The sequence below is a fragment of the Nostoc sp. C052 genome, assembly GCF_013393905.1.
Lineage (GTDB): Bacteria > Cyanobacteriota > Cyanobacteriia > Cyanobacteriales > Nostocaceae > Nostoc.
On record NZ_CP040272.1, the window covers coordinates 4,230,486 to 4,248,180 of the forward strand.

Sequence of the window (17,695 nt, forward strand, 5' to 3'; positions counted from 1 at the left end):
TTACAAGGTTTGAATTATAGATTGAACAAAATAAAACAGGAGTCAGAATACAGAATGGGCTACGCCCCGCTGCGCTAACAGAATTCAGAAAACTCTACCCATAAAGGGATAGAGTTTTCAGGCGAGAATATTTTAATTTTTTTCGCCCACCAGGGGCGAAAGCGCGTAGCGGGACGAAGTACGGTTTTAACCAATATTCATTACCCACTCGTACAGAATTCATACTGTTAGCGGTAGCGGGGCGTTTAGCCCATTCTGACTCCTGAGTTCTGAATTCTGTTTGATAAAAGTTTATACCAATTTGAAAAATGGTTACGACAGATGGATTAATAGAACCCAGACAGAGAAGGCGATTCCCAATCCAAAATCTAAAATCTAAAATCTAAAATGGCATTAGCTATATTTATTTTTGCTCTAATTACCTGACAACTAAGGTAATATACGTATTATTTGGCTTGATTTAGCTGCAAAACAACAGTCTACGATCAGATTAGAAGCCAATAATATTGATTTTGAGGCCGCAATTTATGATAAGATTTGGGGGAAAAACGATAGTTTTTTTCTTTACAACAATCATTTTGACAATTCTGCTAAGTTCTCATGAACTAGTACTAATAGCTGAGGCACAATCTTCTACACCAACACCAACAGCTGCTAGATCGTTTACCAATATAGCTTATCCTAATAGGGCATTAAGTGCTTTCCCAGCACAGCTACCACCATTGCCTTATGCTTATGGGGCACTAGAAAAAGCTATTGATGCAGAAACAATGAAATTGCATCATGATGCACATCATGCCACCTATGTCAAAAACTTAAATGACGCATTGAAGCAGTATCCAGATTTGCAAAAAAGAAGTGTTGAAAGTTTACTACTGGATTTAAACAGCGTACCTGAAGATATTCGGACAAAGGTACGTAATAACGCTGGTGGTCATCTCAACCATACGATTTTTTGGCAACTGATGAGTCCCCAAGGTGGAGGAGAACCATCAGGAGCGATCGCTCAAGAAATTAACCAAACTTTTGGCAGTTTTGACGCCTTTAAAAAACAGTTTAATGCAGCGGGTACTACTCGTTTCGGTAGTGGTTGGGTTTGGCTAGTACGTAACCCCCAAAATCAACTCCAGATTGTCACTACAGCAAATCAAGATAACCCAATTACGGACGGTTCATATCCGATTATCGGTAATGATTTGTGGGAACATGCTTATTACCTTAAATATCGCAACCGTAGGGCTGAGTATTTGAATAATTGGTGGAATGTGGTGAATTGGCCGCAGATTAACAGGCGATACCTTTCCTTGGGAACGCCACGCTAACGATTTAGTACCATTCGCTTATAGACATCTATACAAAGCTACCTATGGAGGTAGCTTTGTTTTAGATAGATTCTAAATCGCCGTAACATAATTACGAATTACGACTTGTTAAAGAGTGCTGTTTATAACGCACTATACATAGTAGAACAATTAACAATATAAGCGCTTTCATCATCGATGGCTCCACTACCTTCCTCACTTCCGTAGGGGGTTTAGGAGTAACATTACACGGAATCTCCATGATCTGTGTGTGAGCGGAACCATTACCACTAGGAGTCAGATCGCATTCACCTTTGTTGGTGAGAGACAAAGGTGTATTTGCTGGAGAAGGTGTATTTGTTGGAGAAGGTGTATTTGTTGGAGAAGGTGTATTTGTTGGAGAAGGTGTATTTGTTGGAGAAGGTGTATTTGCTGGAGAAGGTGTATTTGCTGGAGAAACTGATGATTTAGCTGAAGAACTATTACCACTCAGTAGTAGAAGCAGAATTAAACCAAGACCTGCAACTCCGATTATTGGCCCGAGTGGAAATGAATCAGAATTGTCGGGTGTCAAAACATCTCCCTCAGAACCAGGGAAAGCATCGAAAGCAATTGTTTCTCCATCCAAGGGTGCTGGATTGTCACTTAATAAAGTATCTCCGGCGATATCTTCTCCTAATATCTGATTAAATTCTTGTGGAATCCCGTTATTGGGACGTCCGAGTTCCCCACCGTCTTCGGAGTATGGAAAGGATAGTACTTCAAAAATCTTCTGTTGGAGTTGATTCTGATCTCCAGAACTCAACGCCTCCAAGCCTGTAGAGATTTTATTTAAATAAAAATTTGTCATCTCTGGCGATAGACCTAGAGATTGAATCTGCTCATTAATGTTGGGAATTTTCGAGGCCTCTTCAAACAGCAGTCGTCCGTATGACAATTTTAGGTCTAGTAACCCACTACGGAGGCTAACTGAGTTATCGACTCCTGAGTACGGTGCCCAGTAGAACTGCTTAGTTACAAGTCCGAGTCCTTCTACTGGATTGCGACCAAAAGGTTGTCCAAGAAGGTATTGAGATCCATCCATGATTGTGGGAGATGCATTTCTCCAAAATGAGGCGTAAGGCACCGCAGAGAGATTAGGATTATTGCCGTAAAAGCTAGCGAAATTCTGAAAGTTTTTCTCACCACCAGCTGCTCGCATCAGGAGGTTTTGATAACTAGTTCCGTTATTTAACTCCACTAATTGTTGGATTACCGATCCTGTTTTATTGCAGGTCAGACCAAATCCCACATCACATGCAGGAATGACTCGCATCTGGTTCAAATTCTGGTTATTGAGTTGGTACTGGAGATACTCAGACTCCAGTCCTTGTTGGATACCATAGCGGCCAACATTTAACTGTGCAAAAGCAGATTGACATGTAGTAAGTACTACTGCAACAGATGAAAATGCGATCGCTGCAAACCGACTCGCTTTCGACATCGTAATTCTTTGAACAATTGATTTAGGCAAGATGCACCTCCACTAAACGACAACGATTTAATTGGGGATTGGGGATTGGGAATTGAAAAGAGGCACGGGGTGCGGGGAGCGGAGGGGAAAACTCTTCTCCCTTGCTCCCTGCTCCCTTACCTCCCCTGCTCCCTCATTCCCCATTGCCCAATTCAACTCTTAGGTAAATAAATGTTGATCGTGATTCCTGTACCTTTGAGATTTCCTGGTGAGAGTGTGTGATACAAGACCAATCCCCGGTTTGGTTGGTCGAAAAGAAACCCCCGACGTGTGGGTTTGATCTTCCCTTGCTTTACTAAAGAAACGAAGGCTTCTAAATATCTACGAATACCTTGACGGTTCTCTTGAGTAGTATTCGTATGATGCTCAATCAGCATCATAAAGAAGTCCAAACTACGATTTTCCTGCCCCTGAATCAGACTGCCCTCATCTAAAAAAGAGCTTGCTATAAGCCTGTTATCAACTTGTTTAACCTTAAATAGAGTAAAGTAACGCCCTTCTTTTTTAGGATCGTTCGCATAGCAGACCCAAGAACCCTCTTTATTCTGTGTAAAACCCTGTTCAGCAAGGTAAGAAAGTAAAGAGTTATTTGTCTTAGTTTGTGGTGGAGGCAATAAGTCTTCAATCGGATCTAAAGAGCAAATCCTCTGTGTTGCTTTCGGTTGAGAAACAGCATGATTCTCCCGGAGACGGACGCGTAGAGGTCTGTCATCAGCCATTGCCATGCTAGACATGGCAGCCAAAAAAGATACTTGGAGAGCGATCGCTCCAAACAAACTAACAATGATATTCATGTTTTTCCTGTTACTCTTAGTTACTTTGTTAATAATCGATTTTTTACTAAATCAAGATTGATCTAGCAGTCCTAAATCATTTGTTGAATTTAAGTATTTGTCTCATTTGGTAGAGGTAGCTTAAGTTTTCACCAATCAAATAGAACTTTTATATACAGGTAACTAAATACAAAAATAATCAATATCTAAATAAAACACACAATACGCATGTATCGTTGACAACACAAATCGGGCTTTTTGATATTTTTACATATACAAAAAACAGTTGACATTGTGTCAAAATTTTTCTATTTACTCTTGTCTAATTTTTTGCCATTCCAAAAGTTTTTTATGCCTTTTTAGCTGGCTGATATGATTCCTAAAAAGGCTTTGTTTAGCTCTTTAGTATCTTGTATAAGCAAAATCTCAAAAGCTCCATGCCTTGCAGATTGGTGCTTTCGTTGATTTCCTGGATAGGTCGAATAATTTTTTGTTCTTTGGAAGCAGCACATTTAACTAGCTGTTTCAGCATGGTTGCAATTTGATGTATAAAATAATATCTCCCTGACAGTAAAATAATATTACCATGAGCTTGAGACGTGCAACAGTATTGTGGACAGTTATCAAAGTTGTACACTGGGAATTGTCACCACCTCTTCATTAAATTTCATGGCAAATAGACCAGATATAGAGGTTAAACACATCTAAATTACTCTTGATCGAAACCAACCCTAAGAAGCAACAAAAAATCAGTATTTCCAGTTTTATTTACTTTTCAAGCCTCAAAGCGATTACTAAGCCGGGCTACGCCAACCCGAAAATCTTTGTCGGTAAGCAAGGATTAATGAGATTATTATTGGACTTATTGAGAATATTTTAATCTTATTGACATTGTGCGATCGCTCTTTTTAACGAACCACAGAGGCGCAGAGAACACAGAGGAAAGAGAGAGCGATCGCACACTAGATATTTTGTAGGCGATCGCTTTTTTTAACGAACCGCAGAGGCGCAGAGAACACAGAGGAAGAAGAGAGCGATCGCACTGTGGAGTTTTTACAGGCAATCGCCTTTTTTAAACGAACCACAAACTACGCAAATAATTATTTTTCCGCTATTTTAGTAGCGATCGCTCTCCCAATGTCATGGAAGTATTGTTTAGTTACGCCAAAAGCTACAGGATGTTTAGCGATAACAAACACAGTCTGAGTATTTTGACAAATTAAGAAACCTTCTGAAGTTGGTGAAAACTCAATATCCGTTATTTTTTCAGTTATTCTTCTCCAATAATCTTTAAATCCTATACCATAGAAAACAACAGCTTTAGGTTGATGTTCTTTTATTCTTTGACTAATATGATTTATTCGCTTTTCAAGACAATATTTTTTATAAGTATCTTTATTAGATAAAAAAGTAAGCTGAGAATGTTCACCATATATCCAATGTTTAAGAGATGGTGAGGGTAAAGGTAATAATTCTAATAAACAAGTCTCTTTATCTTTTCTAGCTAATTCGTTTATTTGATATTTAAGGACATCTTCTATATGAATATTCACTGTTCCTTTAGCACTTAAGAGAATGCGAATCAATTTATTCCATGTTGGTTGTATGTTTTCGTCCCATGTTCCCATATCTATATGATATTCTGCAACATCATCTATTTCACATCTGCCCCTGTTTGACCATATATTTATTCTTTTTTCAATATCTTGAAAATCTTCTCCTCTTTCTTCCATACCAATAAACCAATAATTTCCTTTATAATTACCATATCCATAAAATGTATCAACTCTTTCTTCTAGAAACTCATCATTAAAAAAATCTTGACTTAACATAACTCTGTTATTTTACTTGGAAAATTAAAATTTGTTAGTCAAAAGTAATTGAGTATACATTGAATGTCAAGTAAAATAACCAAACTGAAAATTTTCCTAAATTATCAAGTCTATAATAAATAAACTTTCTATTCTTTGCGCCTTTGCATGAGGTAATTCCCCAACAAAAAACTTGCCTCAGAAGCATCAAACCCCCAAGGCAAGCCAACTCTCTATATTCTTTCTTTACTCCGCGCCCTTTGCGGTTCGTTTCTCTTAAAGTTGCTTCACTTCAGAAACCAACTTCGACACCATATCCTTAGCGCCACCAAAAAGCATCGTCGTTTTATCCTTGTAGAACAACTCATTATCTACACCGGCAAAACCCGTACTCATCCCGCGCTTAATTACAATCGTCTGCTTCGCCCGATCTACTTCCAAAATTGGCATACCATAAATTGGGCTATTTGTATCACTCCGCGCCGCCGGATTTACCACATCATTTGCCCCAATTACTAAAGCCACATCAGCTTGATCAAACTGGGGATTAATATCATCCATATCGTACAACTGCGTATAAGGCACATTTGCCTCCGCCAACAACACATTCATGTGTCCCGGCATTCTCCCAGCAACAGGGTGAATGGCATACTTGACATCAACGCCCATTTTTTCTAACTGATCTGACAATTCCCGGACGCTATGTTGCGCTTGGGCAACTGCCATACCATAACCAGGTACAATTACCACAGAACGGGCATAACCCAACATCATCGCCCCTTCTTCAGGATCGATGCTGCGGACGCTTTGATCGGTTGCACCACCACTAGCAGCACCACCACCAGAACTAGAACCAGTACCAAAAGCGCTGAACAGCACACTAAATAAGGAGCGGTTCATCGCCTTACACATAATCTCGGTGAGGATTAAGCCGGAGGCTCCCACCAAAGCACCAGCGATGATTAACATATTGTTCATCACCACAAATCCAGCCGCCGCCGCCGCCACACCTGACAACGAGTTCAACAGCGAGATTACTACTGGCATATCGCCGCCACCAATGGGGATGACGAACATCACGCCTAGCACCAATGAAACGCCAACCACTCCCAAGAATATGGGTAAACTATCTGGTGTGATGATTAAGTAGGCACTACCTACTATATAAGCACCCAGAAGCAAGAGGTTAAATGGTTGCTGGAATGGAAATGTAATCGGGGAACCGCTAATTAAACCTTGCAATTTGGCAAAGGCGAGAAAACTACCGGTGAATGTAACACCACCGATTAACACGTCCAATAGCATGGAAATGTTGACATCTAGGGGTATCGGCTGAGAACTATCTAATAACCGCCAGAATTCGGCAACGGCTACTAATGCCGAAGCCGCACCACCCAAACCGTTGAGTAAACCCACCATTTGGGGCATTTCGGTCATTTGGACTTTGTAGGCAACGATCGCACCAATTCCCGATCCAATCGCCAAGCCCAACAATATCATCTCGTAGTTCAACACATGCTGATCGAGCATTGTTGCCACGATCGCTAGTAGCATCCCCACAGCCGCGACGAGATTACCATTCCTCGCTGTAGCAGGCGATCCCAGCTTTTTCAAGCCCAGAATAAATAACGATGCAGCGACTAAGTACGTCAGCTGAATGCCAGTTGGTAAAAAGTCGCTCACGCCTTAATCTCCTTCTTCTTGAACATTTGCAACATTCTGTCTGTCACTAAAAAACCACCTACAACGTTGACTGTTGCTAATACCACAGCAATCAAACCAAGAATTACTGACACATTCGTTTCTCTAGCACCAGCAGCAACTATTGCTCCAAGTACCGAAATGCCTGAAATCGCGTTTGAGCCTGACATCAAGGGCGTGTGTAAAGTCGGCGGGATTTTGTTGATGACTTCAAAGCCAATAAAAGATGCCAAAACAAATACAAACAAAGCAGCAAGTAATGCCTCTGTCATGAAATCAAAACTCCTTGTATAAATGGGAATGGGGCGATTCAATTTTGGATTTTGGATTTTGGATTTTGGATTAAATTTCAATCTAAAATCTAAAATCTAAAATTCTTACTCCTCACTCCCTAATTAACTGCCGGTTGTTGAGTATTCAAAGCCTGTAGTGCATCCCGCACTCGTTGATTGCGAATTTCACCAGCATGGGTAACGCAAGCTGCATCAACGATGTCGTCGCTAAAGTCTACCTGCAAAGCTTTGTCTTTAATTAGCAATTGCATCAACGATGTTACGTTCTTGGCATACAATTGGCTGGCATGAATTGGCATCGATGATGGGAGATTGATGGGGCCGATAATTGTTACGCCATTCCACACAATATCTTTGCCAGGTTCGGTGCAGGCGCAGTTACCACCCTGTTCAGCAGCCAAATCTACAATCACTGAACCGGCTTTCATTTGTGCCACCATTTCTTCTGTAACTAGTCGTGGTGCTTGTCTCCCGGGTACTTGGGCGGTGGTAATAACCACATCAGAATTCTTAATGTGTTCGGCGACAACTTCTTGAGTACGTTGTTTACTAGCCTCAGAAATTTCCTTGGCGTAACCACCAGCGGCGACGGTTTCTTCGTCTAATTTGACTTCAACGAATTTTGCCCCTAAGCTTTGCACCTCTTCTTTAACAGCGGGACGGATATCAAAGGCTTCTACCACTGCTCCCAAACGTCTAGCGGTGGCGATCGCTTGCAATCCGGCTACACCAGCGCCCATAATAAATACTTTCGCTGGTGCGATCGTGCCTGCGGCTGTGGTTAACATCGGGAAATATTTCGGTAATGCAGCTGCCGCAATTAATACTGCCTTGTAACCTGCTAATGAAGCTTGCGAAGACAAAGCATCCATACTTTGCGCTCTGGTGGTACGGGGGATCATTTCCATACTCAAAGCTGTGACTTTCCGATTTGCCAATTGCTGCGCCACAACCGGATTCCCTAACGGATTGAGGAAACTGACTAATACAGCCCCTTCCTTTAACAAGTCAATTTCTGAGCGTCCATCTTCTCGTTCTTGCGGTGGACTAACTTTCAGCAGAATATCTGTTTCGCCCCATAATTTGGCAGTATCGCTGATGATTGTGGCTCCTGCTGCTTCATAGTCAGGATCGCTGAAAAATGATCGCTCTCCTGCACCTGCTTCTACCCAAACTTCCAAACCTTGTTTTACCAATCGAGCAACGGTGTCAGGAATTAATGCCACACGACGTTCACAAACTTCAATTTCTTTAGCAACTGCTATTCTCATGAAATCTCCTGAAGATAAATACTTAATCCCTGCCAAGTAAGCGATTGTCCAGACGATGGGTGTCTTGCGTTCATAGTACTTAGGCAGCAACATCAGCCATGAATTTTACTTGTAGATTGAACCTTGAATCTTTCCTCTCCCACTCTTAGCTCTTTAGGCAAAGCCTGACTTTGCCGCTTGCAGATGTCATATTTTCAGATAGTTGCAAACAGGGTTACGTATTGCACATCCTAAATTGATTCCCAAATTTTGCATCTTTATCTTCAGCTTGTTTTCGGGATTGAGAAATTTTGGTATTCCTTTCTTATAGAGTAATATTGACCGAATTTTGAAAGCTTGATAATTTCCCAATCAAATTTTAATGATTACGACTTTCATTCCAACTTATTTTAATCAATCTATCTCAACTTAACTGGCGATCGCTGATGGCGCGGCTCAATTTTTATAACAAAATTATCAAATTTAGATACACTTATACATATTTAGAAATACAATCTAATCCCAACTGTGTTTCTATCTAGTTCAAATTTAGACCAACTAAACTAATCAAATCAAGACTTTACAAGGGTAATGAAGTAAATTTAATATCCTACGTCGAATCTAATACTAAGTAATTTTACCACCAACCAAACTTTGGGGAAAATGGCACTTTTTATTACAATTAAACGTCCATTGTCAGGAAGTCAGTAGTAAAGTTTAGTAAAGAATACTAACACACAGTTATTTTTAGATAACAGATTTATCTTTTGGTAAGAGGAAGCCCGATTATGCGACGTTTACTTTCTGCTTTAGCCGTGACTAGTTTTTTGGTTACTGGATTACCAGCCCTGACTTGGGCACAAAGTTTACCTGGATTAACGCTGTTTAGCGGCATCAAAGGCGAGAACCAGTTACCTTTCCGGTTAGATTTTGGTGGACAAGCTAATGGTTGGGATCGATACATATTGAGGATTCCAGCCCAAAAAATGAAATTGGCAGTTGGTCAATTTGCCATTACCTACCCCGATTATTACAAAGGAACATTTGACCCGAAAAACATTGAAGTCCGAGTCAAAGGCAAAGCCGTTAAGCTTTCGGAAGTGAAGTGGGACAAAGAAGGTAAGCTGATTAATATTTTTCCCGAAGAGCCGGTACCAGCAGGTAGTAAGGTTGAGTTAGTTTTATCTAACGTACAAAACCCAGCTTTCGGCGGAGTTTACTATTTTAATTGTCAAGTCCTCTCCCCTGGCGATGTGCCACTGCTGCGTTATTTGGGAACATGGATTTTGAGCATCAGTTAGGAGCAGGGAAGAGGCAAGGGAGCAGGGAGCAGGGAGAAGAGTTTTCCCCTTTGCCTCTTTTCAATGCCCAATGCCCCATCCCCAATTCCCAATTTCCTAAAAAAGTGATACAATCAGAGATTGTGAGTTTTTATAAAAATCACCTAAGAGGAGAAGAGTATGAAAAGAACACTGGGCGGTACTAGCCGTAAGAGAAAAAGAACTTCTGGTTTTCGCGCTAGGATGCGGACACCAGACGGCAGAAACGTGATTAGCGCCAGAAGAAGAAAAGGGCGTCACCGCCTGAGCGTTTAGGGAATATCAAGCTAAAAGAGCATCTGTGGCTTTGCCCAAAGCAAATCGGCTAAAATCCCGAAAGGATTTCCAGGCAGTTTTCCGGGAAGGAATTCGGCGTCATGGCTCTTATTTAACATTAAGAGCCTTAAAACCGCTGTATTCAATCAAACCTGCATTAGACACTGCCACTCAGACTACACAAGCAACTGACTCAGCACATTTTGCCAGCACGCGAATTGGCATTTCGATTAGCACAAAAGTCAGCAAAAGGGCAGTAGTTCGCAACCGAATCAAGCGGCAAATTGCTGCTGCCTTACACAATTTACTACCAAAATTATCACCAGGATGGCGGCTAGTGGTCATTGTCAAACCCACAGCAGCAGAATCTAAGTGCGTAAGCCCACAATTTCTGCAAGAATTAGAGCAGTTGTTGGCACAAGCTGAGGTGTTCGATGGGAATTCGTGAAGATGTTTATTATGAAGGTGGTCCCCACGTTGGGGATTTAATTATCAACCTGCTGATTGGGCTAACTGTTGTTGGCATACCATTAACAGTTGGGGCAATTGTCAGGGCATTGTGGCTGCGTTTTCGCATTACTGATCGCCGAATTACTGTGATTGGAGGTTGGCAAGGGCGCGATCGCACTGACGTAATTTATTCAGAAATTGTCAAAATTGTCAAAGTCCCCCGTGGCCTTGGCTTTTGGGGAGATATGGCCATCACCCTAAAAAATGGCAGTCGTCTTGAATTACGTGCAGTTCCCAACTTTCGCGAAGTCTATGACTACATCAACGAAAGAATTGCCGCGAAAAATCCCGAATATGTCGCCGCTGCCAACAAGTGATGAGAGTGGGGAGTGGGGAGTAGGGAGTAGTGAATGCAAAATTTACTCATCTCAAATCTAAAATTCCGAACTTCTCAATTACTAAAAACTTCATACCACTCCCTACTCCCCTTTTTTGAAATGTGCGGCTATCCGTAGCGAAAGATAGTCGCCGAGAAATGATGATTTAGATAAATTAGATTCAGTTTACAGTACCTCAGGTTGAATTCAGAATAATGGATTTTGGTATCGGCTTTCTCTCGAACAACGTGATGCTGCCAATCATAGATTTTTTCTATGGTATAGTGCCTAGCTACGGATTAGCGATCGTTGCTTTGACCTTGATAGTCCGCTTCGCGCTCTATCCCCTGAGTGCTGGCTCAATTCGCAACATGCGGAAGATGCGAATTGTACAACCTCTGATGCAGAAGCGGATGGCAGAAATCAAAGAGCGCTATAAGGATGAACCGCAAAAGCAGCAGGAGGAAATGGTCAATGTCCAAAAAGAATTTGGCAACCCCTTGGCAGGCTGTTTTCCATTACTAGTGCAAATGCCGGTTTTATTAGCGCTGTTTGCGACTTTGCGGGGTTCACCTTTTGCAAGTGCAAGCTACAGCGTGAACCTGCAAATCCTTCCCGCAGAACAAATCGAACAAATTCAACCGCAAGCCTTTGCTACTGCTCCTCAAAATATTTACGTTGCCGATGGTGAACATGTTAAAGTAGCTGCCATCATTCCCAGCGGAAACAAACTGGCGGTGGGAGAGCAAACCAAGATACAGTATCAGACTGTTGAAGGTAAACCATTTCAGGTACTTTTAGCAGAACACCCAGAAAATAAGCTGATTCCTGATTGGAAAATTACCAAAGGTGAAGATAAGATAAAAATTGATGCTGAAGGTAATGTAGAAGCCTTGCAACCGGGAGAAGTTAGCATTCAAGGAACAATTCCCGGACTAGCAGCAGAAAAAGGCTTTCTATTCATTGATGCCTTAGGCAGAGTTGGCGCACAAGATCCAGATGGTACAATCCACTGGGATATAGTCGCCATGATCGTCTTCTTTGGAATCAGCCTTTATGTTAGCCAAATGCTTTCTGGGCAAAATTCCAGTGGTGGCAATCCGCAGCAGGATACAGTTAACAAAATCACTCCCGTCATCTTTTCTGGGATGTTTTTATTCTTCCCCCTGCCAGCTGGAGTGCTGATGTATATGGTGATTGGTAATATATTCCAAACCGCCCAAACTTATCTTCTCTCCCGCGAGCCTCTACCAGAAGAACTGCAAAAAATCGTGGAAACCCAGGAAAAAGAAGCCGCAGTTACAGAACAAAAGGCACTCCCATTTGAACCAAAAAGTGCCAAGAAAAAGGCTACAGGGGGATCATGAGCAACATTCCGATGCAGCGAGGTCAGCAGTGGTTAAAAACACTGCTAGAACTCACTGGAATACCATCTGAGATTCAGGGTCATTTAGAAACTGCCCAATCTCAAGATGGTGATTCCCCGGAACCAGATAACTACTGGTTGACAATTGACCAAACTAATTTAACCTCAGAACAAATCCAGGTATTAATTGGTGCTGATGGTTCTGTGCTAGATGCGATTCAGTATCTAGCAAATTCGGTTCTAAACCTCAGTCAACCCCCAGAGGAACAAGCCTCTTACACCATTGAGTTGAATGGCTACCGCGTCAAAAGAGAAGCCGAAATTCGCGCATTAGCAGAAGCCGCAGCTGATGAAGTGCGCTTTTCTGGTAGAGAAGTGGAAATCAAATCTCTTAGTTCTGCTGAACGTCGCCAAGTCCACACCTTCTTGAAGGAATTTGGAGATTTGGAAACCTTCAGTCGCGGTAAAGAACCGCATCGTCATCTGGTTGTCCGTCCAGCTTCGTTAGAAGAAGTTAGGAGTTAGGAGTTAGGAGTTATGAGTTTGGAGTTAATTGAAAACTCATAACTATATAATTTCAAAATTTCTCTTGTTCTTAAGAGATAAAATAAAGATGTATTGTCAGTATAATTGCTGATAATAAAGATAAATTTTAGTGAGGATATCTCACGAATCCTATGGACGCAATTTATATTCCGCAGCTAACTCAAGCCCCGGAGCGGACAGAGGAAGTTCAGGTTAATGAATTTCTGCCTGGTCTGGAAACCTTGACGCCAGTTCGCGGCCACGTGCGTGTGCAGCATCATGGTAATTACTTGCAAGTGTCTAGTCAGGCAGAAACAATTATTACTTGTACCTGCAACCGCTGTTTGCAGCAATACAATCGACGTTTAGGGCTTGATACGAAAGAAATCATCTGGTTAGACGAAACTGCAAATCAGGCAAATGACCTGCCCTTAGAAAGGGAAGTAGTTATGGAAGAGTTGCTGGAAAGCTTACCGCCCGATGGTTATTTTTATCCCAATGAATGGCTGTATGAGCAGATGTGCTTGGCAGTACCACAACGGCAACTATGCGATCGCAATTGTCCAGGTATTCCTGTAAGTAGTACTGCTGAGAGTTCTGATAGTCCTGAAACTCCAGTTGATCATCGTTGGGCTTCTCTGGAAGCACTGAAAAAGCAACTTCCGGGATAGTTAAGACGCGTTACGCCGTATCACTTGTTCACTTTAAGTCTTACAACTTATGGAGTAGTTTACTAAGCTAATCTATGACATTTCCATAGAAACCCGGCTTCTTTAAGAGACCGGGTTTCTTCGGTTTTACTTGGCAAAATAGATAAAATTGCTAATAATAAAATTAAGTCAATAAATGATACAAAATGTTTATTAAGAAGCTGCAAGTATTTAACTATAAGTCATATCTCGACTCTGGACTAATGGAATTTTCACCAGATATTAATATTATCGTTGGGCGAAATAATGCGGGAAAAACTTCTTTACTTGAGTTACTGACACTAAAGTTTGAAAATCATCCTCACAGAAGTTTAAAGACCTTACCAAGTAAGCTTTCGAGTATACAAGAAGAATCTAAAATACAAATTACTTTGAATATTGATAAAGAAGAATTGCGAAGTTTTATAAAAAAATTATCTATTATTGGAATTCCTAGAGCAGCAACTGAAAACTATCATTTTTTTGCTGATAAGTATGAAGATGACCCAGATAAGTATCATGACCAATATATGAGCGCTATCGACGAATCTGTGAGATACGCTGTTAGACAATTTAAACATTTTTTAGAAAATCATGATTTGATACAGACAAGTTTATTTTTGCAGCCTAATCTAAAAATAGAGAATAGAAGTTTAATAACATTACTTAATTTTGAATCATATAAACAAGCTTTTGAGAAAGTTTTTTACAAAATTAAATATGATGATAACGACCAGATAGTTATTCAAGAGACTACTTCTTATTCCGATGAAGACGGCATTGTACAAGAACCTTTCGTTAATTATAGTGGAAAAGTTCAAGAAAGTATAGGTTATAAATTATTTGATAAATTTCAAAATTGTATTTATAGATTTCAGGCTGAACGTCTAAATATTGGGATTTGCAAATATGATAGCAAAACTGATACAAACCTAAAATCAAACGCTTCTAATCTTGCGGAAGTACTCTTTATCTTGCAGGGTAAAATTCCAGGAATGTTTGCTCAGTTCAATAAATTAGTTTCAGATATTTTACCGGAAATAAAATGGATATCTGTTGTAATGAGAGATGATATAAATGTTGAAATCCTGGTTTGGAATACAGATAATCTTCACAGAAATGATTTATCACTTCCTCTTTCATCCTGTGGAAGTGGAGTTAGTCAAGTACTAGCCATTTTGTATATTCTAGTTTCTTCTGAAGAACATAGAACGTTAATTATTGATGAACCTCAATCTTTTTTACATCCAGGTGCAGCTAAAAAACTTATAGAAACTATTAAACAATTTCCGCAGCACCAATATTTTATTGCTACTCATTCGCCAGAAATTATCGCATCTGCGAATCCATCTACTATTATCAAGCTTCAATATCAAGATTGTGAAACAACAGCATCAGTAATAAATACAAAAGAGATAAAGTCACAAAACGAAATTTTAGCTGAACTTGGAGTTAGGTTATCCGATGTTTTTGGTGCTGATAGTATTCTCTGGGTGGAAGGACAAACTGAGGAGAAATGTTTTCCAATGATATTGGAGAAAGTTGCAAAAATAACATTAATGGGTATTAAAATTTTATCTGTCAATAGCACTGATGCTCTTTTGGATGGAAAACGGTCTGATCTTGTTTTTGATATTTACACAAAACTCACAACGGGAGCAAGTCTGTTTCCGCCAGCCATTGGATTTATATTCGATAGAGAAAGTAAAACAGAAACAAAGATTCAAGAATTAGAGAAGAGAGGCGTGACATTTTTACGCCTACCTATGTATGAGAATTATCTACTTGATTCTGAAGCTATATCGGTGACAATTAATAAAGAAGCTACATGGTTAAAAATACCTGTCAGCATTACTCAGGTTCATGAATATATTGACAAAATAAAACATGAAAAATCTTATTTACTTCAAAGTGTAAAAAGAGAAGAAGTCTCAGATAATAATTGGTTATCTAAAATTCACGGTGCAAAGATACTTGAAAGTATATTTCAAGAATTATGTGACAATAAATTTGAATTTAGAAAAACAAAACACTCTTATAAGCTTACAGAATGGCTAGTTGCAAATAAACCTGATTTCTTGTCTGAACTAGCTGAAGAATTAGGAAATTCCTTAAATAAAAGTCAGTAGTCATTTTGATACTGATTATCTCATCATGCTCACCACAACAGAGCGATCGCACTGGCAACCGCTATGAACTGGTAGATGTTGGTTTTTTAGTTGTGATAGGTGATACAAACCTGAACAATGAAAGAAGAACTAATAACCACAGCTAAATATGAACTTCCGTGAAGAGTTTAAACTGCTGCTACGCGCCCGCTACCCCTTGATTTATATTCCCACATACGAGGAGGAGCGGGTGGAAGCAGCTATCCGAGAAGAAGCAACCAACCAGGGTAATCGCCCAGTGTATACGTGGGATTTTGTCGATGGCTATCAGGGAAACCCCAATGATGTTGGGTTTGGGCGACGTAACCCGTTGCAAGCTTTAGAATTTATCGAAAAATTACCAGCTTCCGCACCTGCGGTATTGATTCTCCGAGATTATCATCGCTTTTTAGATGATGTTGCGATCGCCCGCAAACTCCGCAACCTGTCCCGACTGCTCAAGTCGCAACCAAAAAATATTGTCCTACTTTCGCCGCGCATCGCTATTCCTGACGACTTAACGGAAGTGCTGACAGTCGTCGAGTTTCCCTTACCCGCCGCCCCAGAAATTAAAACTGAGGTAGAACGCTTACTGCAAAGTACTAGTAACTCCCTTTCTGGCAAAGTTTTAGATGACTTAGTACGCTCTTGTCAAGGACTTTCGATGGAACGAATTCGCCGGGTTTTGGCCAAAGCGATCGCAACTCACGGTGAATTGCAACCAGAAGACGTGGATCTGGTTTTGGAAGAAAAGCGCCAAACTATCCGCCAAACCCAAATCCTGGACTTCTACCCCGCCACTGAGCAAATATCTGATATTGGCGGACTGGATAACTTGAAAGACTGGCTGATTCGCCGGGGAGGCTCATTTACAGATAAAGCGCGACAGTACGGATTACCACACCCCCGTGGTTTAATGTTGGTGGGTATTCAGGGAACAGGTAAATCATTAACAGCAAAAGCGATCGCTCATCACTGGCATTTACCCTTACTACGTTTGGATGTAGGCAGATTATTTGGTGGTTTGGTGGGTGAATCAGAATCTCGGACTCGCCAAATGATTCAAGTAGCTGAAGCCCTTGCTCCCTGTATTTTGTGGATTGATGAAATAGATAAAGCCTTTGCCGGAGTTGGTAGCAAAGGTGATGCCGGAACAGCCAGCCGTGTGTTTGGCACTTTTATTAACTGGCTAGCTGAAAAAACCTCACCCGTGTTTGTCGTCGCCACCGCCAACGACATCCAAGCCCTACCGCCAGAAATGCTTCGGAAGGGGCGATTTGATGAAATTTTCTTTGTGGGATTGCCCACCCAAGAAGAGAGAAAAGCAATTTATGATGTTCATTTATCCCGACTGCGCCCCCATAACTTGAAAAGTTATGACATCGACAGGCTAGCTTATGAAACACCCGATTTTTCTGGGGCGGAGATTGAGCAAACTTTAATTGAAGCGATGCATATTGGATTTAGCCAAAACCGCGACTTTGCAACCGACGACATTTTAGAAGCAGCTAGTCAGATCATACCCTTGGCGCGAACTGCTGTAGAGCAAATTCAGCAACTCCAAGAATGGGCGGCTGCGGGGAGAGCGCGTTTAGCATCGAAACACAATCCTTTAAGCGAACGCCTCCGGCGGACTACCTGATAGACGAAAGTCCGGTACTGGGTATTGGGAAAAAGTTTTTTAAAATTATGGTGGTGCGTAAAAGCCCCCATCATAATTTTAAGGGTTTGGCACCTAATCCCCAGTCCCCAGTCCCTTTTACATTCGGTCGATGTCTATTCAGCCATAGCTACAATAATGAGTTAGTCAAAAGCCCATAGCCAATAGTTAATGATGAATTATTATGGACTATTGATTCTTATCGGCTGGGTTACTTGCTGTAACCCTTGAGAGCCTAGTTTAA

The 17,695-nt window shown here is 40.9% G+C and carries 18 protein-coding genes; 11 read left to right on the forward strand and 7 right to left on the reverse strand.

The window, feature by feature from the left end:
- Window positions 1–527 precede the first annotated feature (527 nt).
- Window positions 528–1,322: a superoxide dismutase gene (locus tag FD723_RS17170; protein ID WP_179066398.1), complete on the forward strand. Its 795-nt coding sequence runs from the start codon at window positions 528–530 to the stop codon at window positions 1,320–1,322.
- A gap of 91 nt (window positions 1,323–1,413) precedes the next feature.
- Here the strand turns inward: FD723_RS17170 and FD723_RS17175 are convergent, their stop codons facing one another.
- The 7 genes from FD723_RS17175 to FD723_RS17205 all read right to left on the reverse strand — a co-directional run bounded on the left by FD723_RS17175 (window position 1,414) and on the right by FD723_RS17205 (window position 8,663).
- On the reverse strand, window positions 1,414–2,814 hold the full coding sequence (locus tag FD723_RS17175) for a hypothetical protein (RefSeq protein WP_256874846.1): 1,401 nt from the start codon (window positions 2,812–2,814) through the stop codon (window positions 1,414–1,416).
- Between the two features lie 152 nt (window positions 2,815–2,966).
- The gene (locus FD723_RS17180) at window positions 2,967–3,608 is read right to left on the reverse strand and encodes a hypothetical protein (protein WP_179066399.1); all 642 of its coding nucleotides are present in this window, start codon (window positions 3,606–3,608) and stop codon (window positions 2,967–2,969) included.
- Window positions 3,609–4,449: 841 nt separating this feature from the next.
- Window positions 4,450–4,650 carry a hypothetical protein gene (locus FD723_RS17185; RefSeq protein ID WP_179066400.1) on the reverse strand — a complete coding sequence of 67 codons (201 nt, stop codon included), beginning with the start codon at window positions 4,648–4,650 and terminating at the stop codon, window positions 4,450–4,452.
- 37 nt (window positions 4,651–4,687) lie between these two features.
- Window positions 4,688–5,419: a hypothetical protein gene (locus tag FD723_RS17190; RefSeq protein WP_179066401.1), complete on the reverse strand. Its 732-nt coding sequence runs from the start codon at window positions 5,417–5,419 to the stop codon at window positions 4,688–4,690.
- Window positions 5,420–5,674: 255 nt separating this feature from the next.
- A complete protein-coding gene (locus FD723_RS17195; protein WP_179066402.1) occupies window positions 5,675–7,081 on the reverse strand; it encodes an NAD(P)(+) transhydrogenase (Re/Si-specific) subunit beta in 1,407 nt (468 codons plus the stop codon).
- Window positions 7,078–7,371: an NAD(P) transhydrogenase subunit alpha gene (locus FD723_RS17200; RefSeq protein ID WP_179066403.1), complete on the reverse strand. Its 294-nt coding sequence runs from the start codon at window positions 7,369–7,371 to the stop codon at window positions 7,078–7,080. Before FD723_RS17200 ends, FD723_RS17195 begins: the two co-directional genes overlap by 4 nt.
- Before the next feature lie 119 nt (window positions 7,372–7,490).
- Window positions 7,491–8,663 (reverse strand): Re/Si-specific NAD(P)(+) transhydrogenase subunit alpha, encoded by a 1,173-nt coding sequence (locus FD723_RS17205; RefSeq protein WP_179069182.1) that lies wholly within the window; start codon window positions 8,661–8,663, stop codon window positions 7,491–7,493.
- 767 nt (window positions 8,664–9,430) lie between these two features.
- Between FD723_RS17205 and FD723_RS17210 the strand changes: the two genes are divergently transcribed.
- The 10 genes from FD723_RS17210 (at window position 9,431) to FD723_RS17255 (ending at window position 17,433) form a co-directional block, all read left to right on the forward strand.
- Window positions 9,431–9,943, forward strand: coding sequence for a DUF2808 domain-containing protein (locus FD723_RS17210; RefSeq protein ID WP_179066404.1), 513 nt, complete (start codon window positions 9,431–9,433; stop codon window positions 9,941–9,943).
- Window positions 9,944–10,102: 159 nt separating this feature from the next.
- Window positions 10,103–10,237 (forward strand): 50S ribosomal protein L34, encoded by a 135-nt coding sequence (gene rpmH / locus FD723_RS17215; RefSeq protein ID WP_094327629.1) that lies wholly within the window; start codon window positions 10,103–10,105, stop codon window positions 10,235–10,237.
- Between the two features lie 25 nt (window positions 10,238–10,262).
- A complete protein-coding gene (gene rnpA, locus FD723_RS17220) occupies window positions 10,263–10,685 on the forward strand; it encodes a ribonuclease P protein component (protein WP_179066405.1) in 423 nt (140 codons plus the stop codon).
- Window positions 10,672–11,064, forward strand: a complete 393-nt coding sequence (locus FD723_RS17225; RefSeq protein ID WP_179066406.1) for a PH domain-containing protein — start codon at window positions 10,672–10,674, stop codon at window positions 11,062–11,064. Before rnpA ends, FD723_RS17225 begins: the two co-directional genes overlap by 14 nt.
- A gap of 215 nt (window positions 11,065–11,279) precedes the next feature.
- On the forward strand, window positions 11,280–12,431 hold the full coding sequence (yidC, locus tag FD723_RS17230; protein ID WP_179066407.1) for a membrane protein insertase YidC: 1,152 nt from the start codon (window positions 11,280–11,282) through the stop codon (window positions 12,429–12,431).
- Window positions 12,428–12,955: a R3H domain-containing nucleic acid-binding protein gene (locus FD723_RS17235; protein ID WP_179066408.1), complete on the forward strand. Its 528-nt coding sequence runs from the start codon at window positions 12,428–12,430 to the stop codon at window positions 12,953–12,955. The genes yidC and FD723_RS17235 overlap by 4 nt, the downstream gene beginning before the upstream one ends.
- 152 nt (window positions 12,956–13,107) lie before the next feature.
- Window positions 13,108–13,626, forward strand: a complete 519-nt coding sequence (locus FD723_RS17240; protein WP_179066409.1) for a DUF177 domain-containing protein — start codon at window positions 13,108–13,110, stop codon at window positions 13,624–13,626.
- Between the two features lie 242 nt (window positions 13,627–13,868).
- Complete coding sequence (locus FD723_RS17245; protein WP_256874847.1) at window positions 13,869–15,773, forward strand: AAA family ATPase; 1,905 nt, start codon at window positions 13,869–13,871, stop codon at window positions 15,771–15,773.
- A gap of 5 nt (window positions 15,774–15,778) precedes the next feature.
- Complete coding sequence (locus FD723_RS17250; RefSeq protein ID WP_179066411.1) at window positions 15,779–15,919, forward strand: hypothetical protein; 141 nt, start codon at window positions 15,779–15,781, stop codon at window positions 15,917–15,919.
- A 2-nt stretch (window positions 15,920–15,921) separates the two neighbouring features.
- Complete coding sequence (locus tag FD723_RS17255; protein WP_179066412.1) at window positions 15,922–17,433, forward strand: AAA family ATPase; 1,512 nt, start codon at window positions 15,922–15,924, stop codon at window positions 17,431–17,433.
- The last annotated feature ends 262 nt before the right edge of the window (window positions 17,434–17,695 follow it).